The 22,999-nt window shown below is 47.1% G+C and carries 22 protein-coding genes and 3 rRNA genes; 15 read left to right on the top strand and 10 right to left on the bottom strand.

The window, feature by feature from the left end; all coding sequences use genetic code 11:
* Positions 1–12: 12 nt before the first annotated feature.
* Positions 13–522 carry a peptide deformylase gene (gene def, locus AC1HDP_RS12660; protein WP_479639040.1) on the bottom strand — a complete coding sequence of 170 codons (510 nt, stop codon included), beginning with the start codon at positions 520–522 and terminating at the stop codon, positions 13–15.
* Between the two features lie 136 nt (positions 523–658).
* On the opposite strand from def, the gene AC1HDP_RS12655 reads away from it, so the two are divergent.
* The 6 genes from AC1HDP_RS12655 (at position 659) to hemF (ending at position 5,822) form a co-directional block, all read left to right on the top strand.
* The gene (locus tag AC1HDP_RS12655; protein ID WP_479639039.1) at positions 659–1,750 is read left to right on the top strand and encodes a LysM peptidoglycan-binding domain-containing protein; all 1,092 of its coding nucleotides are present in this window, start codon (positions 659–661) and stop codon (positions 1,748–1,750) included.
* Positions 1,751–1,764: 14 nt separating this feature from the next.
* Complete coding sequence (gene dprA, locus AC1HDP_RS12650; protein WP_479639038.1) at positions 1,765–2,853, top strand: DNA-processing protein DprA; 1,089 nt, start codon at positions 1,765–1,767, stop codon at positions 2,851–2,853.
* Between the two features lie 2 nt (positions 2,854–2,855).
* Positions 2,856–3,326, top strand: a complete 471-nt coding sequence (locus AC1HDP_RS12645; protein WP_140930169.1) for a DUF494 family protein — start codon at positions 2,856–2,858, stop codon at positions 3,324–3,326.
* Between the two features lie 302 nt (positions 3,327–3,628).
* Complete coding sequence (locus AC1HDP_RS12640; RefSeq protein WP_479639037.1) at positions 3,629–4,192, top strand: DNA topoisomerase family protein; 564 nt, start codon at positions 3,629–3,631, stop codon at positions 4,190–4,192.
* A gap of 147 nt (positions 4,193–4,339) precedes the next feature.
* Entirely contained in the window at positions 4,340–4,903 is a 564-nt protein-coding gene (tsaC, locus tag AC1HDP_RS12635) for an L-threonylcarbamoyladenylate synthase type 1 TsaC (protein ID WP_479639889.1), read from the top strand.
* A 4-nt stretch (positions 4,904–4,907) separates the two neighbouring features.
* Entirely contained in the window at positions 4,908–5,822 is a 915-nt protein-coding gene (hemF, locus tag AC1HDP_RS12630; RefSeq protein WP_479639036.1) for an oxygen-dependent coproporphyrinogen oxidase, read from the top strand.
* A gap of 52 nt (positions 5,823–5,874) precedes the next feature.
* On the opposite strand, the gene AC1HDP_RS12625 is transcribed toward hemF, so the two are convergent.
* Positions 5,875–6,312, bottom strand: a complete 438-nt coding sequence (locus tag AC1HDP_RS12625) for a group II truncated hemoglobin (RefSeq protein ID WP_479639035.1) — start codon at positions 6,310–6,312, stop codon at positions 5,875–5,877.
* Positions 6,313–6,440: 128 nt separating this feature from the next.
* On the opposite strand from AC1HDP_RS12625, the gene aroE reads away from it, so the two are divergent.
* Together aroE and AC1HDP_RS12615 are read left to right on the top strand one after the other, a co-directional pair.
* Positions 6,441–7,274 (top strand): shikimate dehydrogenase, encoded by an 834-nt coding sequence (gene aroE / locus AC1HDP_RS12620; protein WP_479639034.1) that lies wholly within the window; start codon positions 6,441–6,443, stop codon positions 7,272–7,274.
* A complete protein-coding gene (locus AC1HDP_RS12615; protein ID WP_479639033.1) occupies positions 7,271–7,531 on the top strand; it encodes a DUF1488 family protein in 261 nt (86 codons plus the stop codon). Before aroE ends, AC1HDP_RS12615 begins: the two co-directional genes overlap by 4 nt.
* Positions 7,532–7,707: 176 nt before the next feature.
* Here the strand turns inward: AC1HDP_RS12615 and AC1HDP_RS12610 are convergent, their stop codons facing one another.
* Positions 7,708–8,241 (bottom strand): gamma carbonic anhydrase family protein, encoded by a 534-nt coding sequence (locus AC1HDP_RS12610; RefSeq protein ID WP_479639032.1) that lies wholly within the window; start codon positions 8,239–8,241, stop codon positions 7,708–7,710.
* Positions 8,242–8,757: 516 nt separating this feature from the next.
* Between AC1HDP_RS12610 and AC1HDP_RS12605 the strand changes: the two genes are divergently transcribed.
* The 3 genes from AC1HDP_RS12605 (at position 8,758) to rrf (ending at position 13,713) form a co-directional block, all read left to right on the top strand.
* A 16S ribosomal RNA gene (locus AC1HDP_RS12605) occupies positions 8,758–10,304 on the top strand.
* 300 nt (positions 10,305–10,604) lie between these two features.
* Positions 10,605–13,497 (top strand): 23S ribosomal RNA (locus AC1HDP_RS12600).
* Between the two features lie 100 nt (positions 13,498–13,597).
* A 5S ribosomal RNA gene (gene rrf, locus AC1HDP_RS12595) occupies positions 13,598–13,713 on the top strand.
* Together the 16S, 23S and 5S rRNA genes form the textbook arrangement of a ribosomal RNA operon.
* 247 nt (positions 13,714–13,960) lie before the next feature.
* On the opposite strand, the gene AC1HDP_RS12590 is transcribed toward rrf, so the two are convergent.
* The gene (locus tag AC1HDP_RS12590) at positions 13,961–14,344 is read right to left on the bottom strand and encodes a RidA family protein (protein ID WP_140930112.1); all 384 of its coding nucleotides are present in this window, start codon (positions 14,342–14,344) and stop codon (positions 13,961–13,963) included.
* An 80-nt stretch (positions 14,345–14,424) separates the two neighbouring features.
* Positions 14,425–14,976 (bottom strand): lysophospholipid acyltransferase family protein, encoded by a 552-nt coding sequence (locus AC1HDP_RS12585; protein WP_479639031.1) that lies wholly within the window; start codon positions 14,974–14,976, stop codon positions 14,425–14,427.
* Positions 14,977–15,221: 245 nt separating this feature from the next.
* Between AC1HDP_RS12585 and AC1HDP_RS12580 the strand changes: the two genes are divergently transcribed.
* Complete coding sequence (locus AC1HDP_RS12580) at positions 15,222–15,644, top strand: YybH family protein (RefSeq protein WP_479639030.1); 423 nt, start codon at positions 15,222–15,224, stop codon at positions 15,642–15,644.
* On the opposite strand, the gene AC1HDP_RS12575 is transcribed toward AC1HDP_RS12580, so the two are convergent.
* Complete coding sequence (locus AC1HDP_RS12575) at positions 15,619–16,380, bottom strand: NRDE family protein (RefSeq protein ID WP_479639029.1); 762 nt, start codon at positions 16,378–16,380, stop codon at positions 15,619–15,621. The genes AC1HDP_RS12580 and AC1HDP_RS12575 overlap by 26 nt on opposite strands.
* A 55-nt stretch (positions 16,381–16,435) precedes the next feature.
* A complete protein-coding gene (locus AC1HDP_RS12570; RefSeq protein ID WP_479639028.1) occupies positions 16,436–17,971 on the bottom strand; it encodes a metal transporter in 1,536 nt (511 codons plus the stop codon).
* A 196-nt stretch (positions 17,972–18,167) separates the two neighbouring features.
* On the opposite strand from AC1HDP_RS12570, the gene AC1HDP_RS12565 reads away from it, so the two are divergent.
* Positions 18,168–18,761, top strand: a complete 594-nt coding sequence (locus tag AC1HDP_RS12565) for a YhgN family NAAT transporter (protein ID WP_140930107.1) — start codon at positions 18,168–18,170, stop codon at positions 18,759–18,761.
* A 27-nt stretch (positions 18,762–18,788) separates the two neighbouring features.
* Here AC1HDP_RS12565 and AC1HDP_RS12560 read toward each other — a convergent pair whose 3' ends face one another.
* The gene (locus tag AC1HDP_RS12560; RefSeq protein ID WP_479639027.1) at positions 18,789–19,337 is read right to left on the bottom strand and encodes a chorismate--pyruvate lyase family protein; all 549 of its coding nucleotides are present in this window, start codon (positions 19,335–19,337) and stop codon (positions 18,789–18,791) included.
* Between the two features lie 163 nt (positions 19,338–19,500).
* Between AC1HDP_RS12560 and AC1HDP_RS12555 the strand changes: the two genes are divergently transcribed.
* Positions 19,501–19,845, top strand: a complete 345-nt coding sequence (locus tag AC1HDP_RS12555; RefSeq protein WP_479639026.1) for a flagellar basal body-associated protein FliL — start codon at positions 19,501–19,503, stop codon at positions 19,843–19,845.
* Between the two features lie 36 nt (positions 19,846–19,881).
* On the top strand, positions 19,882–20,892 hold the full coding sequence (gene rlmF / locus AC1HDP_RS12550; RefSeq protein ID WP_479639025.1) for a 23S rRNA (adenine(1618)-N(6))-methyltransferase RlmF: 1,011 nt from the start codon (positions 19,882–19,884) through the stop codon (positions 20,890–20,892).
* Between the two features lie 87 nt (positions 20,893–20,979).
* Here rlmF and AC1HDP_RS12545 read toward each other — a convergent pair whose 3' ends face one another.
* On the bottom strand, positions 20,980–21,885 hold the full coding sequence (locus AC1HDP_RS12545) for a substrate-binding domain-containing protein (RefSeq protein ID WP_479639024.1): 906 nt from the start codon (positions 21,883–21,885) through the stop codon (positions 20,980–20,982).
* Entirely contained in the window at positions 21,882–22,724 is an 843-nt protein-coding gene (locus AC1HDP_RS12540) for a formate dehydrogenase accessory sulfurtransferase FdhD (protein WP_479639023.1), read from the bottom strand. The genes AC1HDP_RS12545 and AC1HDP_RS12540 overlap by 4 nt, the downstream gene beginning before the upstream one ends.
* Between the last annotated feature and the right edge of the window lie 275 nt (positions 22,725–22,999).

Raw genomic sequence — 22,999 nt, 5'->3', positions numbered from 1 at the left:
TGTCCTTTTATTTCAATCTTGGGTCTGTTGTTTGCTGGCTTTTTCGAGTTTTTGTCGAATGCGCTGACGTTTAAGCGGCGACAAATAATCTACAAACAACTTACCTTGAAGGTGATCCATCTCATGTTGAATGCAGATGGCAAAGAGTTCGTCGGCATCGACACTAAAGGTCTCACCAAATCGATTTTGCGCTGTAATTGTGACTCGCTCGGCGCGGTCAACCTTGGCATAAATACCAGGGACAGACAGGCAGCCCTCTTCATTGCCGTAATTACCACACTGGTTTGACAGTACAGGATTAATAAATACCTTTGGGCGCTCAACTTCATCTTGTAAATCCATGACTATCAATTGTTGATGACAATCCACTTGAGTCGCAGCCAGACCTACGCCCTTTTGGTGGTACATGGTTTCAAACATGCTATCAATTTGCTGTTGCAGTGGCTCACCAAAGTCAGTAACCGCTTTAGCTATGGTGCGCAACCTTTCATCAGGAAAACGTAATACATTGAGTAAAGCCATAGGTAAACTCTTAACAAGTATGTCAAAATTAAACCAGTTGGTTATACTGGCAGCTAGTATGGAATTAATTTTAATCCTTCAGGGCAAGCAATAATAGTAAAAGCTTGTTGATGGACTTAAGAACAAGGATGGCTCGATGAAACGATTGCTGCTTTCTTTATCATTATTGCTAAGTGCAGCCTCGGTGAGTGGTGATGTCATCACCCTAAAACCTGGTCATCCTGAGGCGTATGTCGTCGCTAAAGGCGATACGCTTTGGGATATTTCGGCGCATTTCCTGCAAGACCCTTGGCGCTGGCCAACACTCTGGGGCGCCAACCCGCAAATTGCTAACCCGCATCTTATTTATCCTGGTGATCAACTGACCTTAGTCTTTATTGATGGCGAACCCAGATTAGTCAAAAAGCCCATGTTATCTAAGCAAGCGCAGGGGCGAATTGAGCCCAAGGGCGGCGCCATTCCTGCGGTTAATTTAGCGCTTATTCGTCCTTATTTAATTCATAATCGTGTGGTTGGCGCTGATTGGTTTGCTAATCAACCTATGCTCATGGGGGGCGAAAGCCCATCACTTAATCATATCGCGGGTGAAGTCGTCTTTATCGATGCCGTGCTAGAAACCGGTACTAAGATTGGTTTATATGAACCTGGGCGGCACTTTGTACGCCAGCAAGATGGTAGTCAGTTAGGTCAAGAAGTGATTTTAACGGCGACAGCTCGAGTGATTGAGTCAGGCGAGATTTCAAAAGTTGAATTACTCACTAGTTTTCGTGAAGCAAGGCCTGGTAATCGCATCATAACTCTTGAAGATGATGCCTTGCTATCGGCGCAATTTATGCCAAAAGCCGCCACAGTGAAAGATGCTAAAGTGCTAGCTTCGGCCATTAATATTCTTGAAATGGGTAAGCTTGATGTTGCTTATATTGACCGCGGCCAAGTGGATGGCGTAACTACGGGCGATGTGTTTGCTATTACCCGTACGGGCGATAAAGTCGTGATGGGTAAAGATGGTATACCTGTGCCGAGTACCGATAGAACCACTTACGATAGATTTATGGCGCTGATGTCAGATGATAGAACTCGCCAAATGCCCGCCACTTACCATGGCAATATGTTGGTGTTTAAAACATTTGAGAACACAAGTTTAGGTCTCATCATGGTTAATGAACAGCCGGTGCGGATTGATGACAATCTCATCATTCCTGAGCAAGTTTCTGTGTTGCGGGAATAATTATTGCGACATCAGTGCCTGATGCATTGGTTGTTGCTGCGATATCTGGTCTCGGGCTGACCAAGGTTCAACAACTGTTAGAGCGAATGACGCTGCCAGAATTACGGCAGCGTTTATTGTCGGATATCGACTCTTTGGGCCTAAGTGCCAAAACTGTATCGAAAGTGGCTTATCACGAGCAGAAAGTTGAGCAAGCCCTAGTGTGGCAGAGCCAAGATAAGTCCCATCACATTATTGGTTTTGATCATCCTAACTACCCACCGCTGTTAAAAACCATTTCAAATCCGCCCATGGTGTTATTTGCCATAGGTGATATTAATCAGTTGCTGCAACCGAGTTTAGCCATAGTTGGCAGTCGCCAAGCCTCATTAGCAGGTAAAGCCTTGACCTATGATTTGTGCTGCCAATTGGCTCGGCAAGGGTTTTCTATAGTCAGTGGTATGGCGGCAGGTATTGATGGGGTTGCGCATCAGGCTGCGTTAGCTGTACAAGGCCATACTGTGGCCGTGCTGGGTACTGGGGTTGATGTGGTGTATCCCAGACGGCATTTGAGCTTGTATCAAACACTTATAACTAATGCTTGTGTGATTAGTGAGTTTTGGCCGCAAACCCAAGCCTATGCCACTAATTTCCCGCGGCGTAATCGTATTATCTCTGGCATGAGCCTTGGGGTGGTGGTTACTGAGGCGCGGATTAAAAGTGGCTCCTTAGTGACCGCTAAGCTTGCGTTAGAGCAGGGACGTGATGTGTTTGCCGTGCCAGGTAATGTGGCCAGTGGCGATCACGAAGGTTGCCACTATTTAATCCAACAAGGCGCTAAACTGGTGCAGAATTCGGCCGATATTGTTGATGAGTTACACAGTTTATGTGGTCTCCATGTGCAAGAAGTGCGAAAATTTGCGCCAACGCTTACCACTGAATGCTGCCAGTTGCCATTTGCTTCGCTGTTAGCTAGTGTAAAATATGAAGCAACATCAATCGATGAGGTCATTGAACATAGTGGTAAATCCGTGGATCTAGTATTAGAGCAATTGCTTGAACTTGAGTTGCAAGGGTGGGTTGCTGCGGTACCCGGTGGTTATGTCAGACTTAAGAGGAACTAGTTATGTTCGATATCCTCATGTATTTATTCGAGAACTACGTTCACAGTGAAGTAGATCTTACTGTGGATGAAGATGAGCTGACACAAGAGTTAACCCGTGCCGGTTTTCATCAAGCCGATATCCTTAAAGCCCTCACTTGGCTTGAGCGATTAGGTGAGTTGCAAGAGGGCGATAAGCCCTATTTATGCAACCATAAGCAAACGTCGTTTCGCATTTATACCGATGCAGAAATGGCCAAGATAGATGTTGAATGTCGTGGCTTTATTTTGTTTTTAGAGCAAATCCAAGTATTGAATGTTGAAACCCGTGAAATGGTGATTGATAGAGTCATGGCACTGGATGAGACTGTGATGGTGCTTGACGATTTAAAATGGGTCATTCTCATGGTGCTCTTTAATGTACCTGGCTATGAATCTGCCTACGAGCAAATGGAAGATCTAATCTTTGAAGAGCCAGTTGGTATGTTGCACTAGCCTGCGAAGCTGATTGTCTTAGTAGTAATGACCACCAAAAAAATCGTCATTGTGTAAACATCAAGATATCAGGGCGCCAGCGAGACTCATTAACATCGCGCTGGCGCCCTTTGTTTTGCCCCGCTTGTTACTGGCGCTAAGTTTGAGTTGTTACTCACAGGCGTTTTACTCGCATCAAACTTAGGTTTAACTCATTCCACTGTGCGTGCTAAGGCTGTAGCCTAGTTAACCCTTAGATTTAGCGGTATCCACATCTAGGGCTTGCAGGTAAAATGATCAGTCATTTTATGTTGTGAGGCACTATGTCTAAGATTGATCAGCAATTATTTACGGCGCATGAGCATGCGTTGGAAAAGGCATATGAACAGTGCCCTGTCTGCGGCTCTGAATTATCGGTACGTCACAGCAAACATGGCGGCTTTATCGGTTGCAATAATTACCCCAATTGCGATTACACTCGGCCGTTAGTTCAGCATGAAAGCATAGAAACCCAAGTGATTGAGGGCTCGCAATGCCCTGATTGCGGCCATGAACTCGCGGTTAAATCTGGCCGTTTTGGCATTTTTATTGGCTGCACCCAATATCCTACCTGCCAACATATCGAAAAAACGGCGGCAGATAACCATGACCCGATTAGTTGCCCGCAATGTCAGCAAGGTAACTTAGAGCAAAGAACTAGCCGCTACGGCAAGAGTTTTTATGCGTGCAATCATTATCCTAAGTGTAAATTTCTGGTGAATTACCCTCCGGTTGCTAAGGCCTGTCCAACTTGCGGCTTTGGTATTTTACTTGAGCGCAAAGGCGCAGGCGGTAATCGCCTCGAGTGTCCGAATAAACCCTGCAAATATAAATGTGCCGTTGACTAAGCGGCTACTCATCCATGAGTTGCAGCGCAATCAGCCTTAGGTATAATTTCGCCACTGCGATTGCGGGGTAAGTACAGCGCCAGTGATTGAGCGCGGTTTTTGAAAGACAACGAATTCAACATTCATTTGATGGAAGGTATGTACGGCATGAAGCAAATTCACTCCTCGGGATCAGCCTCACTTTTACTGCAAGGTGGGGTTGTCGCCTATCCAACAGAAGCCGTGTATGGTCTTGGCTGCGATCCAGATAACGAGCGGGCCGTGCAAAGAATCTTAGCGATTAAACAAAGGCCGTGGCAGAAGGGGCTAATTTTGGTGGCTGCCAATTTGGAGCAGTTACGCGCTTATGTCGATTTTTCAAAGCTCACGGCTGAGCAGCTCGCATTTGCCACTAGCCACTGGCCGGGGCCGTTTACCTTTATCATGCCAACCTTAACGACGACATCCAGCTTACTGCGGGGCGAATTTAGCTCAATCGCCGTGCGCATTTCGGCGCATCCTGTGGTGCAAAGTTTGTGTCTGGAATTAGGTAAACCACTGGTTTCTACCAGCGCTAATTTAGCGGGTGAAGCGCCTGTGGTATTAGCTGATGACATAGTTAATCAGTTTGATGGACAGATAGATGCGCTGATCTTAGGCGAATTAGGGGGCTCTCTGCAGCCGTCAACTATTATGGATGCCATTTCTGGCCAAGTGCTTCGACAGGGATAAATCAATGACAGCGCCAAATATTCAAGCCGTAAAAGCGTTTTTACTAAGTCTGCAGCAGCAGATTTGCCAAGGACTCGAGCAATTAGATGGTCAGGCGCAGTTTATGGCTGACTCATGGCGGCGCGCCGAAGGCGGTGGTGGCTCGAGCCGAGTATTAACAGATGGCGCTGTGTTTGAGCAAGCCGGCGTTAATTTCTCGCATGTTACAGGCGCGGCCATGCCGGCATCGGCCACAGCTCATAGACCTGAGCTTGCTGGTCGCAGCTTTGAAGCCATGGGCGTATCTCTGGTCATTCATCCACGCAATCCCTATATTCCAACCACTCATGCCAATGTGCGCTTTTTTATCGCCACTAAGGCTGATGCTGAGCCAGTATGGTGGTTTGGTGGTGGCTTTGATTTAACGCCGTATTATCCCTTTTTAGATGACGTAATTGAATGGCATCAAGCCGCTAAGACTATTTGCGATCTCTTTGGCGCTGAGACTTATACAAAATATAAGACTTGGTGTGATGAGTATTTTTACTTGCCTCATAGACAAGAGACTCGTGGCGTTGGCGGTTTGTTCTTTGACGATCTTAACCAAGGCGGCTTTGATGACAGCTTTGCTTTCATGCAAGCCGTCGGTAACGGCTTTTTACCTGCCTATGCCAGCTTAGTTGAGCGCCGTAAACATACTCCTTATGGCGAGGCGCAGCGTGATTTCCAACTTTACCGCCGTGGGCGCTATGTTGAATTTAATCTAGTTTATGATCGCGGCACCCTCTTTGGCTTGCAAACGGGCGGTCGCACAGAGTCGATTCTCATGTCTATGCCACCGTTAGTGCGCTGGCAATATAACTATCAGCCAGCAGAGGGCAGCCCAGAGGCTGAGCTTTATCGTGATTTTTTAAAACCGAGAAATTGGCTTAATCTGTAGCGCTTGTCCGTGTGTGGTTCAAGCGCTAGTGAGTTATTGCGAAGACTTAGAGTTACTGATTCACCATGTTAGCGGCAAGCTCGCTAATTGCTTGGTAAATGGCGACTTGATGGGCGGTTTCTTTAACTTGAGTGCTGAGTGCTTTATCCATGCACAGCAACCACTGATCTTTAAGCTCAGTTGTGACGGCAAAAGGCATGTGGCGCGCACGCAGCGCCGGATGCCCATGCTTTTGCTCAAACAGTGCCGGGCCGCCTAACCAGCCACTTAAAAATTCAAACAGCTTTTGTTGTGACTCGGCAATGGGTGCTCTATGCATAGCAAGTAGCGCTTGGGTGTCTGGGTTGGTTTGCATTTCTTGGTAAAAGGCACTGGCAATATTGGCAATAGTGTCGGCGCCGCCAATCAAATCATAAGCAGTAGATTGTTGTGCTTGGCGCGCAGTAGGCGCTACAGGCGCGGGCTTAAACAACTTAGTGAGCCACTTCATGGTATTACTGTATCCTTTATTTGCTAAAGTCGTGATTAACTAACGTCTTGCCATCCGTTGATGGTATGGATTGCGCCTTTTCTATCTCTAGGTAAACTAAGTCGCTAGATAATTGCTAAGGGGTTTTAATGACTGATAAATATGCGCTATTTGGCAAACCTGTGAGTCAAAGTCGCTCGCCATATATTCATAGCTGTTTTGCGGCCCAATTTAATCAAGTAATCGATTATCAAGCAATTCTGATTGCCGCAGAAAGCGATTTCTTGGCGGACGTTCAAGCCTTTGCCCGTGCTGGCGGCCAAGGCGCTAATGTTACTGCGCCTTATAAAGAGATGGCCTATCAAATTTGCAGTCAATTATCTCCTGCTGCCGCACTCGCTGGCGCCGTTAATACCTTATTCTTTTTATCCGATGGCAGCATCAGTGGCGATAACACAGATGGGATTGGTTTAGTGCGAGATTTAGAGCGCCTTACCTCACTTAACGGTAAGCGAGTCTTACTCATAGGTGCTGGCGGCGCCGCGCGCGGTTGTATCTTACCTTTACTCGAGTCAGGAATTAGCGCGCTTACTTTGACTAATCGCACTTTGCATAAAGCGCAGCACTTGTGTGAGCTGTTTGCGGCTCATGTTCCGGCTGAAGTTTCGCTAACGAGTCATGCATTGGCAGAGTTAGCGAATGATTACGACATCATTATCAATTCAACGTCAGCAGGTTTAGGTGGTGAGTTGCCCGCCCTCGATGCGCGCGTGGTTAAGGGGTGTCTCTGTTATGACATGGTGTACGGCGCAGGCTTAACCCTGTTTAACCAGTGGGCATTAACTGCGGGTGCTAAACAAGTACATGATGGCCTTGGCATGTTAGTGGGTCAGGCCGCGGTTAGTTTTCAATTATGGCGCAAGCAAACGCCAGATATAGGGCCCGTATTAACCCTGCTAAGGCTGCAATTGGAGCAAGCATGAATCAAGCAATTATTTTTACCGATTTACAGCAATGGCAGGCGCAGCTGCAAGTGATGGTATTGCCAGTGCAAATCAATGGCACCACACTTGATTGCCACATTAGCCTTGGCTATCTATTGGCGGGGCAAGTTATGACTCAAGATGTTGAGCTAATTAATGCCGCGTTTGATGCTAAGCGTTTTGATATTGAAGATGAGTTAGAGCAAATCATTGAAACACTAGGGGGCGAGATAGATGCCCCCATATGTTTAGAGTAATACTTTTATTTAGAGCCTTATATTCAGAGCGACACTCATTCAAATTGAAACTAATTCAAAGTAAAACTGGTCAAAGTAAAAATCAAAGCGGCCTATAAAAAGCTTAACTTGTATATAAGTGGCCAACACTCTGTGTGCCACTTATATATGACTAGTTTTTACAAAGACGAGCTTTACTAAGGATTCATATACTCGTTTTTCAAGCGCACATAATTATCCGCCGATTGCGCTAAAAATTGCATTTCGCTGTCTTTGAGGGGTCTAGCCGCTTGCGCTGGACTACCTACATATAAAAAACCCGATTTCAGCGTCTTGTTTGGTGGCACTAAGGCGCCAGCGGCGAGCATGACATCATCTTCAATAATGACACCATCCAAAATAATCGCGCCCATGCCAACTAAAATCCGATTGCCTAAGGTGCAGCCATGCAGCATGGCCTTGTGACCTATGGTGACATCATCGCCAATGATTAGCGGAAAACCATCGGGGTTGTGCTCGGATTTACGAGTGACATGCAAAACGCTGCCATCTTGGACGTTCGAGCGCTTGCCGATGCGGATATGATTGACGTCACCGCGGGCAGCAACCAAAGGCCAAATGCTGGCATCATCGTCCAAACGTATGTCACCGACTAATACAGCGCTACTATCTATATACACAGAATCAGAGAAATGCGGGCTAATACCTTTATAAGGGCGCAAATGGTTCATCAAAAACTCTCATTACCAGCCAAAAGGCCAGTATAAAGCTAAAAAAAGCAGCAGTCAGGTGGATTTGTAAGCGAACGAATTGAAATGGCTGCTTTTAGTCATATTAGCGCTTGCGCAATTGTGGCAGCGCCCTATAATGCGCCCCACTGACACGGAAAACGGCGCTGTAAGGCAACGATACTGGGTCAGGATGGAACTTGCGAAGCAAGTTAACCATGAGTGATTAAGGGTGTTAGGCGAAAGTTTAATCGCTTGAATCCAAGCCTGAAATAAGGGCTTGACCCACTCAGGTTTATGCGTAAAATACGCATCCCTAGCCCGTAGCGGCAACGTTCTTTAACAAGTAGAAGACAAGCAAATCTGTGTGGACATTCACAGTAGTTGATAAATCGACAACGATTTAAAACGTCTCGCAAGAGACTTCAACGAAGATGTCCGCATAACATGCAAATTCGGTGATTTATCATCGAATCGACAGAATTCATTGAGCAGGACCTTTGGGTCCGAACAAAACTTTAATTGAAGAGTTTGATCATGGCTCAGATTGAACGCTGGCGGCAGGCCTAACACATGCAAGTCGAGCGGCAGCGGGAAGTAACTTGTTACTTTGCCGGCGAGCGGCGGACGGGTGAGTAATGCCTGGGAATTTGCCCATTTGTGGGGGATAACAGTTGGAAACGACTGCTAATACCGCATACGCCCTACGGGGGAAAGCAGGGGAGCCTTCGGGTCCTTGCGCTGATGGATAAGCCCAGGTGGGATTAGCTAGTAGGTGAGGTAAAGGCTCACCTAGGCGACGATCCCTAGCTGTTCTGAGAGGATGATCAGCCACACTGGGACTGAGACACGGCCCAGACTCCTACGGGAGGCAGCAGTGGGGAATATTGCACAATGGGGGAAACCCTGATGCAGCCATGCCGCGTGTGTGAAGAAGGCCTTCGGGTTGTAAAGCACTTTCAGTAGGGAGGAAAGGTTGACGGTTAATACCCGTTAGCTGTGACGTTACCTACAGAAGAAGGACCGGCTAACTCCGTGCCAGCAGCCGCGGTAATACGGAGGGTCCGAGCGTTAATCGGAATTACTGGGCGTAAAGCGTGCGCAGGCGGTTTGTTAAGCGAGATGTGAAAGCCCCGGGCTCAACCTGGGAATTGCATTTTGAACTGGCAAACTAGAGTCTTGTAGAGGGGGGTAGAATTTCAGGTGTAGCGGTGAAATGCGTAGAGATCTGAAGGAATACCGGTGGCGAAGGCGGCCCCCTGGACAAAGACTGACGCTCATGCACGAAAGCGTGGGGAGCAAACAGGATTAGATACCCTGGTAGTCCACGCCGTAAACGATGTCTACTCGGAGTTTGGTGTCTTGAACACTGGGCTCTCAAGCTAACGCATTAAGTAGACCGCCTGGGGAGTACGGCCGCAAGGTTAAAACTCAAATGAATTGACGGGGGCCCGCACAAGCGGTGGAGCATGTGGTTTAATTCGATGCAACGCGAAGAACCTTACCTACTCTTGACATCCAGAGAATTCGCTAGAGATAGCTTAGTGCCTTCGGGAACTCTGAGACAGGTGCTGCATGGCTGTCGTCAGCTCGTGTTGTGAAATGTTGGGTTAAGTCCCGCAACGAGCGCAACCCTTATCCTTATTTGCCAGCACGTAATGGTGGGAACTCTAGGGAGACTGCCGGTGATAAACCGGAGGAAGGTGGGGACGACGTCAAGTCATCATGGCCCTTACGAGTAGGGCTACACACGTGCTACAATGGTCGGTACAGAGGGTTGCAAAGCCGCGAGGTGGAGCTAATCTCACAAAGCCGATCGTAGTCCGGATTGGAGTCTGCAACTCGACTCCATGAAGTCGGAATCGCTAGTAATCGTGGATCAGAATGCCACGGTGAATACGTTCCCGGGCCTTGTACACACCGCCCGTCACACCATGGGAGTGGGCTGCACCAGAAGTAGATAGCTTAACCCTTCGGGGAGGGCGTTTACCACGGTGTGGTTCATGACTGGGGTGAAGTCGTAACAAGGTAGCCCTAGGGGAACCTGGGGCTGGATCACCTCCTTACCTATGCGATTTAGCATTACTGTTGAGTGTTCACACAGATTGCCTTGTCTTGTTGACGAGCAAAACATTACCTTCCTTTGAAGGGGTGTCGTTCTTTAAAAATTTGGAAAGCTGATAGTAGAACTTAATGCGCGAGCATTAGGTGATACAAAATTGAGTTCTCAAAATACTTTAATCAAGTGTTTTGGATATTCTTTAACTTCAGAAATGAAGTAAATCAAGGCGTTCTTTTGCGAAAGCAAGAGACAGTAAAAACCAGCTAGTTGCAATACGCTCAAGTGAAACTCATTTGGGTTGTATGGTTAAGTGACTAAGCGTATACGGTGGATGCCTTGGCAGTCAGAGGCGATGAAGGACGTAGTAACTTGCGAAAAGCGTTGGCGAGCTAGTAACAAGCATTTGAGCTAACGATGTCCGAATGGGGAAACCCGGCCACATAAGTGGTCATCATACAGTGAATACATAGCTGTATGAGGCGAACCTGGGGAACTGAAACATCTAAGTACCCAGAGGAAAAGAAATCAACCGAGATTCCCTAAGTAGCGGCGAGCGAACGGGGATTAGCCCTTAAGTCTAGGGGGTGTTAGTGGAATGGTCTGGAAAGTCCAACGGTACAGGGTGATAGTCCCGTACATGAAAACTAACCTTAGATGAAAACGAGTAAGGCGGCACACGTGATATGTTGTCTGAACATGGGGGGACCATCCTCCAAGGCTAAATACTCCTGACTGACCGATAGTGAACCAGTACCGTGAGGGAAAGGCGAAAAGAACCCCTGTGAGGGGAGTGAAATAGAACCTGAAACCGTATACGTACAAGCAGTGGGAGCGGTTCTTGAGACCGTGACTGCGTACCTTTTGTATAATGGGTCAGCGACTTACATTTAGTAGCGAGGTTAAGCGAATAGCGGAGCCGTAGGGAAACCGAGTGTTAACTGCGCGTTTAGTTGCTAGGTGTAGACCCGAAACCCGGTGATCTAGCCATGGGCAGGTTGAAGGTTGAGTAACATCAACTGGAGGACCGAACCGACTAATGTTGAAAAATTAGCGGATGACTTGTGGCTGGGGGTGAAAGGCCAATCAAACCGGGAGATATCTGGTTCTCCTCGAAAGCTATTTAGGTAGCGCCTCGCACGAATACCATTGGGGGTAGAGCACTGTTAAGGCTAGGGGGTCATCCCGACTTACCAACCCTTTGCAAACTCCGAATACCAATGAGTACTATGCGGGAGACAGACAGCGGGTGCTAACGTCCGTTGTCAAAAGGGAAACAACCCAGACCGTCAGCTAAGGTCCCAAAGTACTAGCTAAGTGGGAAACGATGTGGGAAGGCTTAGACAGCTAGGATGTTGGCTTAGAAGCAGCCATCATTTAAAGAAAGCGTAATAGCTCACTAGTCGAGTCGGCCTGCGCGGAAGATGTAACGGGGCTAAGCTAGTCACCGAAGCTACGGGTGCATTTCATTAGAGATGCGCGGTAGAGGAGCGTTCTGTAAGCCGTTGAAGGTGAAGGGGTAACCCACGCTGGAGGTATCAGAAGTGCGAATGCTGACATGAGTAACGATAAAGGGGGTGAAAAACCCCCTCGCCGGAAGACCAAGGGTTCCTGTCCAACGTTAATCGGGGCAGGGTGAGTCGACCCCTAAGGCGAGGCCGAAAGGCGTAGTCGATGGGAAACGGGTTAATATTCCCGTACTTGTGCTAACTGCGATGGAGAGACGGAGAAGGCTAGGCTAGCGCGGCGTTGGTAGTCCGCGTTTAAGGTGGTAGGCGGTATTCTTAGGCAAATCCGGGAATACATACGCTGAGAGCTGATGACGAGGTCCTACGGGACTGAAGTAGTTGATGCCATGCTTCCAGGAAAATCTTCTAAGCTTCAGGTTAGCAGGAATCGTACCCCAAACCGACACAGGTGGTCGGGTAGAGAATACCAAGGCGCTTGAGAGAACTCGGCTGAAGGAACTAGGCAAAATGGTACCGTAACTTCGGGAGAAGGTACGCTCCTGCCGGTGATGAGACTTGCTCTCTAAGCTAGCGGGAGTCGCAGATACCAGGTGGCTGCAACTGTTTATCAAAAACACAGCACTGTGCAAAATCGCAAGATGACGTATACGGTGTGACGCCTGCCCGGTGCCGGAAGGTTAATTGATTGGGTTATCTTCGGAGAAGCTCATGATCGAAGCCCCGGTAAACGGCGGCCGTAACTATAACGGTCCTAAGGTAGCGAAATTCCTTGTCGGGTAAGTTCCGACCTGCACGAATGGCGTAATGATGGCCACGCTGTCTCCAGCCGAGACTCAGTGAAGTTGAAATTGCGGTGAAGATGCCGTATACCCGCGGCTAGACGGAAAGACCCCGTGAACCTTTACTATAGCTTGGCACTGAACATTGAACCTACATGTGTAGGATAGGTGGGAGACTTTGAAGCATGAACGCTAGTTTGTGTGGAGTCGTCCTTGAAATACCACCCTTGTAGTTTTGATGTTCTAACCTAGGTCCCTTATCGGGATTAGGGACAGTGCCTGGTGGGTAGTTTGACTGGGGCGGTCTCCTCCCAAAGAGTAACGGAGGAGCACGAAGGTTGGCTAAGTACGGTCGGACATCGTACGGTTAGTGCAATGGCATAAGCCAGCTTAACTGCGAGACAGACACGTCGAGCAGGTACGAAAGTAGGTCATAGTGATCCGGTGGTTCTGAATGGAAGGGCCATCGCTCAACGGATAAAAGGTACTCCGGGGATAACAGGCTGATACCGCCCAAGAGTTCATATCGACGGCGGTGTTTGGCACCTCGATGTCGGCTCATCACATCCTGGGGCTGAAGTCGGTCCCAAGGGTATGGCTGTTCGCCATTTAAAGTGGTACGCGAGCTGGGTTCAGAACGTCGTGAGACAGTTCGGTCCCTATCTGCCGTGGGCGTTGGATGATTGAGGGGAGCTGCTCCTAGTACGAGAGGACCGGAGTGGACGAACCGCTGGTGTTCGGGTTGTCATGCCAATGGCATTGCCCGGTAGCTACGTTCGGAATCGATAACCGCTGAAAGCATCTAAGCGGGAAGCGAGCCCCAAGATGAGTCATCCCTAGGACTATAAGTCCTCTGAAGGGCCGTCCGAGACTAGGACGTTGATAGGCAAGGTGTGTAAGCGTTGTGAGGCGTTGAGCTAACTTGTACTAATGACCCGAGAGGCTTAACCATACAACCCAGATGGGTTTTACTGAACAAGCCTGAAAGAATCGAAAAATACTTGATTGAAGATTGAGTACTCAATAATTAGCTTTCTGAATTTCCAAATTTGTCTGGAGACCATAGCACTGTGGCACCACCTGATCCCATTCCGAACTCAGAAGTGAAACGCAGTCGCGCCGATGGTAGTGTGGGGTTTCCCCATGCGAGAGTAGGTCATCTCCAGGCGCCTAATTTCTCGGAAGAGAGTCGATAAAGCCCGTTGCCATGCAACGGGCTTTTTTCGTTTGGGATTTTTATGATGCTTTTTGGTTGTTGAAGGCTGCTAGCACTTAACCTTTCAAGCCGTTGGCCTAATTTATTTGGGGTATAACTGAGGGGCTACTGAACAATAGCTTGGAAGGGCTTTCTGGATTCGATTTACGGGTAATAAAAAGGTCACCATGAGTGACCTTGTGTTGGTGCTTATTTTTACTTATCGTATGAAAGCAATAGCTTCCACTTCTACTAAGGCATCTTTTGGTAAGCGTGCGGCTTGAATGCATGAGCGCGCTGGAGCGGCTTGAGTGCCAAAGAACTCAGTGTACACTTCGTTAAATGCCGCAAAATCGGCCATATCAGCTAAGAAACAGGTAGTTTTAATTACAGTATCTAAACCCGCCCCCGCTTGCTCTAACACAGCCTTAAGGTTTGTTAGTGATTGCTGTGATTGCTCTTTAATGCCGCCTGGAACAAATTCCATAGTGGCTGGATCTAAAGGAATTTGGCCAGAGGTAAATACTAAGTTGTCGAACGCCATACCTTGAGAATAAGGACCGATAGCGGCAGGTGCGCTTGCAGTATTTATAACAATTTTCATGAGATTTCCTAAGAGTGAGCCTTACATTAGTGACATCTATTGTAAACATAATCGATTCAAGCTTCGAGCAAGTGCGGCTATTAATCCGTATATTTTGGAATGAGCTTAGGTTTACAGCCGTTAATGGTGCGAAAGAAATCTAATAATTGATTGATGTCCTGCGCTTGATTGTCACTTGGCATGAGTGGCGCGGCAATAACAATTTTTTTGCGACTAAAATCAAGGCCAACAACAACAATAGGAACCTTGGATTTAGTGGCTATATGATAAAAGCCCGTTTTCCAGCGAGTTACTGGGCTACGAGTGCCCTCTGGTGCTAGTGCTAATTTATAGTGCGGGTGGTTTGCGAATAACTGCGCCGCCGAATCCACCAGATTATTTTTTTTTCTTCTATCGACTGGACTGCCGCCAATTGCTTTAAAAAACCATCCCCAAGGCGGTATAAATAATTGATGCTTACCTAGAAAGTTAATCTTAGTGTTGAGCGCGCCTCTAGCGATAACTCCAATAATAAAATCCCAATTACTGGTATGGGGGCCAACAATCATAATGTACTGATTGATGGCGGGTGGCGCGCCTTCAAAACTCCAACCTGATATTTTCATTAACCAGCGGCAAAATTGATAAACCATAGTGACTCACTATTAGTGCTGAAAAAGGTTATGGGATTAACTAGTAAAGCAATTATTAGCATATCACAGCGCCGCAATAGCTAGGTTTAGCTTTTATGAACAAGCACTTGATGACCTTGATTTATTATTAAGGATATTCGCTTTTATTGCAGTTAACTCGGTGCATGACGCAAAATTATGATTGAGATTAGCATCTGAGACTCACTTGGGTATAGTGGAGGTAATTGAGTAAAGGGAGAAATTCAATGCTACGCCACTGGTATTTATTGATGTTGCTAACCATGTCGCTGCCACTACAGGCGGTACCTACCGATGACATAATGGCTGTGATCAGGGCACAAGAACAAGCGTGGAATCAAGGGGATCTAGATGCTTATATGCAAGGTTATTGGAATAACCCTAAGCTGCGCTTTGTGTCCGCAGGTAAGTTTAATTATGGCTGGCAGGAGATTTTAGCTGCCTATAAGCGCAATTACCCCAACGCACAATCTCTGGGTAAGTTAAGTTTTACCGTCAAAGAAATCCGCATGCTCAGTAATTACTCGGCATTAGTGGTTGGCCGCTGGCAGCTAAAACGAGTCAAAGATGCGCCCTCTGGCGTGTTTACCTTGTTGATAGAAAAGATGGATGGTAAATGGGTAATTACCCATGATCATTCTTCAGATTAACGAGCTCAGTGCTAAGTATCTTGCCCTTGTTGTTAAATCGAGTCTCGCTAAGGGCGCAGTTACCATAGTTGTCTTTAATTAGAACGCTTGCGCTGCGAGTGCCATAGTCTGGACTGGTGATAAAGATGGCTGACAGCAAGCGCTCCCACTCTTTACTCACGCCGGTATCAGGTAGCTGCGCATCCTCTGGGCGACTTTGGTCGCGCAGTAGTGGCTCTAATTGCTGATGGGTGAGTGTAGGTGAAGTAGTTATTAGGGCTTCTAAGGCATTACGACCTGTTGCCATCTTCGGCCATTCATCATCCATGGCGCCATTACTAATCGCATGAAAACCTGGGGCGAGTTTTTGACTTATGCCGAGCAAGCTATTAAAGCAATAGCACTCATTATCTTGCTGGTAAATTAGATTAAACGGGTTGTAACTGCGGGCATGTTTGCTTAGCCAAGGGCTGATATTTTCTGTAGTGAGCGCCTTAAGTACTAATTCTCCTCGTGACAGGCGATTTTGCTGCTCAGATGCTGGTGCTCTCAGGTTGGTGAGGGCTGCAAAATTCCCTTGCTGATTGATACCAAGCCAAGTGCCACCGGCTTGTAAATCCTTGCCCGCGAGAATGCCAGACGGTTGCTGCCAGCGATGCAAGGGTTGGGTGGCTCTATGATGAAACTCATCGCGATTCGCACAAACTATCAGTGGATAGCTAGGATGGGCAGCGATGGCCAAAAACAAAATACACATACAGGCTAATCTCGTTAGTTAACTTAAGTTAGCCTGTATGCTTATCAACTTGATGTCAATGATGGTGATCATGGCCATCGTGGTGATGACTAATTTTTACTTTATCAAGCATTAAGCGTTTCATTACCCCTCTTGGCCCCACACGTAATAAACTACCAGCAAACAATAATGCCAACATACCTAAGGCCATGTAGTTAACACTTTCAGGCAAGACTAACCATGGCTGCCAACTAATTTCCAAGCTTGAACCTATGAATAAGGTAGCTGCCATAGCGGCGACTAACAGTGATCTTTGCGCCCAAGTTAAGTCCATCAATTGCGCTTTGTTAGCTATTGGGGCGGCGATTAAGGCAAATAGTACGGCGGTATTGCTCCAACCGCTATTGGCAAGCGCAACCGCAAGCACGGCGCCTGCCAAGTTACAAAAACGACTCGGCAGAAACACTATCGCCAATACTGCGAGTTGTAATAGCGGATGATTAAGAGGCACAGATGGGTGGCCCACTAAATTGGCGAGGATTAAACAGAAGATAATCCAAGGCGCAGAGCGGTCAACTAAGTGGACAAAACCAAACTGAATCGACTGATGTGGTATGTGTTGATGGGGCTGAACTGGGGTTATTTTCCAATAACTCAGCATAGCGCCAATCACCAGCAGCCCTGCTCCTTGTAGCAGCATCATCTTAGGGCCAAGCAAGAATAAGGTCACTAACAGTGCCTCAGGACCTGCTAAACGTTGTAGCCACAAGCTATTGAGCTTATGAGTATTAGGGCGAATGCCAAACACAAATCTAAGGCTGGCGGCGGCGTAGGCCAGTAATAACACCGGCGCTATGCTAGTCAGCCATTCGATTAATTGCTCAGTGCTGTGATCATGATGATGATCGCTGTGGGCGCCTGAATCCAAGCTCAACAGCAGAATGAGTAACCCTACACCAAGCAAACTGCCAATACCGGCTTGATATTCGTATTTGCCTTTAGTGTCATGGCCTGATTGCCCGTGGGGCTGATGCATAACCACATGCAAGATAGAACCGGTGACAAAGGCTTGTAAATAAACGGTATTATCTAAGCTTAAATGTTGGATAAGCGGGCCACTGGCAAAGTAGCCAAAGGCTGTTAGTGCCATCATGGCGGCAAGCATAGCGCTTGCCCAGCGTGTACCCACTTGCGGCTTTAACAGCCACCAGATAGCTAAGCCTACAGGTAAGCGGTGCAGCACGACCCCTAGGGCTAATAAGGGCGAAGCACCCTCTTGCTGCGACAGTGCCATAGCGCTGCCATCGGTAATGGTGTGCAGTAATAACCCGCCGATACCTAAGATTAAGGTGAGATTGTGGGTCATGGTTGACCAGCGATGAAATAGCTTTTCGCTGGCGGTGGGTCCCCACAAGCCTAAGAACACAAACACCAGCGCCAACAGGCCACCGTGCTCTAACAGTTCTGGCAAAATGTGGATAAGAACTAAGCCACCTAATGAGACAAAAATGAAACCATCTAAGCCCTTGTGTAAACCACTACCCGAAGTGAAATAACGATAAAATAGGGGGCCTAATAGCAAGGCTAAGCAACTCGCAACTAAATACAGCATAATCTCAAGAGGGGTTGGCTAGATAAGTCGGCCATTATAACAGTTGTCATTGATTTCAGCAGAGATAGTATTGTTAATTTTATAGCATGACAAATGTAAGTGAATGTCGTTGTATTAACGGTGATTTCTATAGACCTGTGGCTAGATTGTTATAGAATGCTTGCAGTATCTTCTTGATCTATAGCGATGTGCCTGTATGGAAACTTGGTCGGCTGCTGTCATGCTGTTTTTGATTATGGATCCTCTGGGAAACCTACCCATATTCGCGTCAATATTGCGCCATATAGAACCCAAAAAACGCCGACGAGTATTAGTGCGCGAGCTATTAATATCGCTGGTGATCATGATGATGTTCTTATTCGCTGGCGAGTCCATTCTCAATTTCTTAAATCTGCGTTCTGAGTCGGTAAGTATTGCCGGCGGGATTATCTTGTTTCTTATCGCAATTAAAATGATTTTCCCCCAGCCTGGTGGGGTAACAGGGCTAGCTGCTGGCGAAGAGCCCTTTATTGTCCCTATGGCCATTCCGTTAATGGCAGGCCCTTCTATTTTAGCGGCGCTGATTTTATTAGCGCATACCGATCCGCATCGTATGGTCGATTGGACTGTAGCACTGACTTCTGCGTGGGCGCTTAGCGCGGTGATCTTAATGTTCCATCAGGTATTTACGCGCGTGCTTGGTGAGAAAGGCTTAACGGCTATGGAGCGATTAATGGGTATGGTGCTGGTAATGCTATCGGTACAAATGTTCCTTGATGGCGTCGGCAGTTACCTAGCAACTCAAGGCTAATCGCTTAAGGCTCACTTGTTTGGCTGCTTAACTTTGAACACTAGCACTCGCTTCAATGGCGGCGCGCGCTTTGGGCAAAAAGATTTCACTAACCACTAATGATTGATCGCCTAAATGAAAATAACGGCGGCGTCCCCAAAGCGGCTCTTCGCCTGTGGCTACCATAGCCATAGGTAGGCGCGCTAACGCCTTTTGACCGTTAAAATTGGCGATTTCAATGGCGCCCGCGGTAAAGTTGCCGGCAAACAATTGTTCACCCAAAGGCCGATTACCTAAGGTTGCCAATTGGCTTAGCGGGTGGTGCATTAAGGCATCGGGAATTTCGGTATGGGCGAATACCCAAGGAATACCATCAAGACAGAGCAAGACTTCACGGATCCACAGGCTTGATGTAGTTTGAGTTGCCGCTATCAATTTTACATCGAATTGCTGACAGCAATTTTTGAGCCTAGCAGTTAAGCTTCCCTTATCGACTAACCATTGAGCCATAAGACCTTCTGGTAATTTGTTGGGTTTATCTGGCGAAAACCATTGAATTGATTCACCATTAGGAAAGCAAAGGTCGGTCATGGGCATGGAAAACTCATCACAATAATGACTATCTCCAGCAGTTTACCATGACCTAAAATCGACACATAGCAAAGCTTGTCAGCTGAGATTAATTAAGGAATCGATGTTTATCATGAAGATACTAATGGCAATGATAATAATACTTGCAAGTGTTATTGGGACAAGCGCGATGGCGGCAGAAGAGGTTAAAGACGATTTTGGTTACTACGGCTTTGAGCCCGAAATAGTCACTAATTATCTTAGCAAAGGTAATAAGTTAGGTTTTGTGCGCATTACCGTTGAATTGATGGTAAAAAACTCGGCTGACTTAGCCGCATTAGAGCGTCACGATCCTTTGCTGCGCAGCGCCATTGTTGAAATTATTGGAAATCAAACCGAAGAAAAAATTAAATCACTGACTGGGCGTGAAGAGATTCGGCGTGAGTGTTACGATACCGTCAATGAGCTATTGACCAAGGAAACTGGTCAGGCATCGGTCGTCAATTTACTCTTTACCCGTTATTTATATGATTGATCTGTGTTGACGTAGATCAGTCTTAGATTGGTCAATATGGCATTTAAACACACGAAAAAAATCCCAGCGCCACTCGACAAAGTCGGTTTGCACCCTCGCAATATTCATAGCAAAGGTTATGATTTTGAACGGCTTTGTCTGGCTCTTCCGAGCTTATCTAGCTTTTCCCGAGATAACGGCTATGGCCGAGTTTCCATTGATTTTGCCAACCCAGATGCCGTTAAAAGCTTAAATAGCGCCATATTGCTGGCTGATTATGGCATTAAAGGCTGGAGCATACCCGTAGGCGCCTTGTGCCCACCTATACCCGGGCGGGTGGATTACATTCACCATATTGCGGATTTACTGCAAATCAATAATAAGCCGATCACAGGCAAGGCCATTAAGCTGCTTGATATCGGCACTGGCGCTAATGGTGTCTATCCGTTACTTGGCCATAGCAGTTACGGTTGGCAGTTTGTGGCATCGGATATCGCTCAGGCTTCATTAGATAATGTTGCGGCCATCATTAAAGCTAATCCCTTGTTAACCAGTGCGCTGCAATTGCGGTTGCAATCTAACCCAAGTGCGATTTTTAAAGGGGTTATGCAAGCGGGCGAACTGTTTGACATTACCCTGTGCAATCCGCCATTTCACGAATCAGCGCAAGCCGCTACTCAAGCGGCCACTCGTAAAGTGAATAATCTGGGCTTGGCTAAAGGGCAAGCGGCAGAGCCTAAGCTTAACTTTGGCGGTCAAGCCAATGAGTTATGGTGTCAAGGCGGCGAGTTAGGCTTTTTAACTAACATGATTAACGAAAGCCGTGAGTTTAGCCATCAATGTTTATGGTTTACGTCTTTGGTCTCTAAGGGCGAAAATCTTGCGCCGTGTCGTAAGTTATTAACTCAGCTAGGCGCCGATGAGGTAAAAGTCATTGAGATGCAGCAAGGTAATAAACTCACGCGCGTATTGGCCTGGAGTTATTTACCCGCGGCCAATCGTAAGCAATGGTTAAAGCTTAAAGCGCAGCAGCCTAAATTTGGCATGGCGCCCAGCTTTGGCATATAAGTCTTAGATATATAAGGCCTAGGCATATAAGCGATTAGATGAAGACTAAAACTAAAACAGGCCATTAGATCAATGGCCTGTTTTTATTTAGGTCGCGCTCCAAATCAAGCTGCCAGTATTTGAGAGATCGTACCCCCCCAATAACGCTGCCATTTGTCTTGATTCAGCGCTTGTGAGTAGCTTAAACAAGTGCTGTAATTGGCGTCTGAAATAGATGTTTTGCGGCATCACAAAATCAAAGGATTCATGCAAAATTGGAATGAAAATAAGGTCGCTTTCGTTGGCCACAGCTTCACAACCAAAACCAACATCGGCGTCCCCCCGAGCAATATAACCTGCTAGCTCGCGCTCACTATAAGCCGTCACCACTTGATTGATTTCTGAGAGTTGCTTGCCTTGGGTTAGTAGCCAATGCTCTAAATGTTGCTGACTACCAGCGCCGCCTTGGCGACTCACCCAACGCAATGGCTGCGAGGCCAATTGTTGCTGCTGCTGGACAAGGTGATGTAAATCTGGTCTTAACAGTAAGCCTTGGCGGCGCTGATAACCATGCACCATGACCCATTGCTGATGATTGGCATAACCTTTAAGTAAGGCGGGGTGGCGAATGTTGCGCTCTTCAATTGAGCCCCAATGTAAGGTACAGACATCGGCATAGCCTTTAGACAGCAAATCTAAACCTAGGCGCGAACCTGTGGAGCTATAGCTGATTAACTCGCGGCTACCAATTTCGGCCATCATGCGGGCGACTGTCATGGACAATAACGGGTCATCACTGCCAGTGATCAGCATGCGGTCGGTGAGCATGCCATTATGGCAGGAGTCCATAATCCATCTATCAATCAAAATCTTAGGGAATAACCATTTACCCGTGATTTTAGTCGCTGGCAAAATGCGGTCATTAGCCATGGAATAGACTTTCTTTTCATTTAAATCTAAATAGTCAGCGACTTGGCGAGCGCTCATGTAAATCTGATCACTGCTGTCGGTCATGCTTTGGCCTCTGGCTTGGCGTCGAATGTTATGGTTTCTGCGCCGTTGTACACTAAGAAGTGACGGCCTTTAGCGCGCGCCACCATAGTAATACCAAGCTTTTGTGCTAGCTCTAATCCCATTTGGGTAACACCGCTACGAGATAACAAAACCGGTATGCCCATTTTGGCCACTTTAATCACCATCTCTGAGGTCAGGCGGCCTGTGGTGTAGAAAATCTTATTACTGCCAGTGTCTTGCGCTAGCCACATGTCGCCCGCCAAGGTATCGACTGCATTGTGGCGACCAATGTCTTCCACGAAGGCTGTGATAGTGGCATCTTCACATAAACCGCAACCATGGACTGCGCCTGCATTCTTGTAGGTTTCGTTATAGTCGTTAATGTTATTGAGTAGCGCGTACAAGGTGCTTTGTTTCAGGCTTGGGGTTGGCAGCACAATATCTTCTACGCCTTGCATAAAGCCGCCAAATACTGTGCCTTGACCACAACCGGTAGTCACGGTTTTTTCACTTAATTTTTGTTCTATATCAGCATCTTGCTCATCAGTAACTACCGCGGCAGAGTTAGTATCCCAGTCGACAATCACAGATTTCAGTTGGCTAAGATCTGAAATAAACCCTTGGTTTTTCAAATAACCTAGCACTAGTGCCTCAGGTCTGGCGCCTAAGGTCATTAAGGTCACTATCGGGCGCCAATTTAGATAAATGGTTAATGGCCGCTCGCAGGCGATGAATTTATCCTGAACTTCGCCCTTTTCGTTGACTGCGGTGACAGCTATGGTCATAGGCACTTCGGCTTGAGTTTTAATAAAAGCAATTTTTGATGTTGGAGTTGTCATTGATTCTGGTCTCGCTAAATTCTGCGCCTTACCTTGCAAGGATCGTACCTAAAATTAAAACGCTATATTTTGCGGTAAAGATCTCACTTTACTTAGTCGCAGTGGTGATTATGTCCCTACTTAAGGCGATAATTGGACAATTTGTCCCTATGGAATACGGCAATTAATGATCCAGCTCAAAGAACTCTCTCAATGCAGCTATGGCATCAAAATTGCTTGTTGCGGTTTAGCCCTTGAGCGAGCACGATCCGCTTAGTAAACGACATCCTTCCTGA

It is taken from the genome of Shewanella sp. ISS20 (assembly GCF_056522965.1).
The sequence above is the reverse complement of the archived record's forward strand: the minus strand, read 5'-3'. Positions and strand labels throughout refer to the sequence as shown.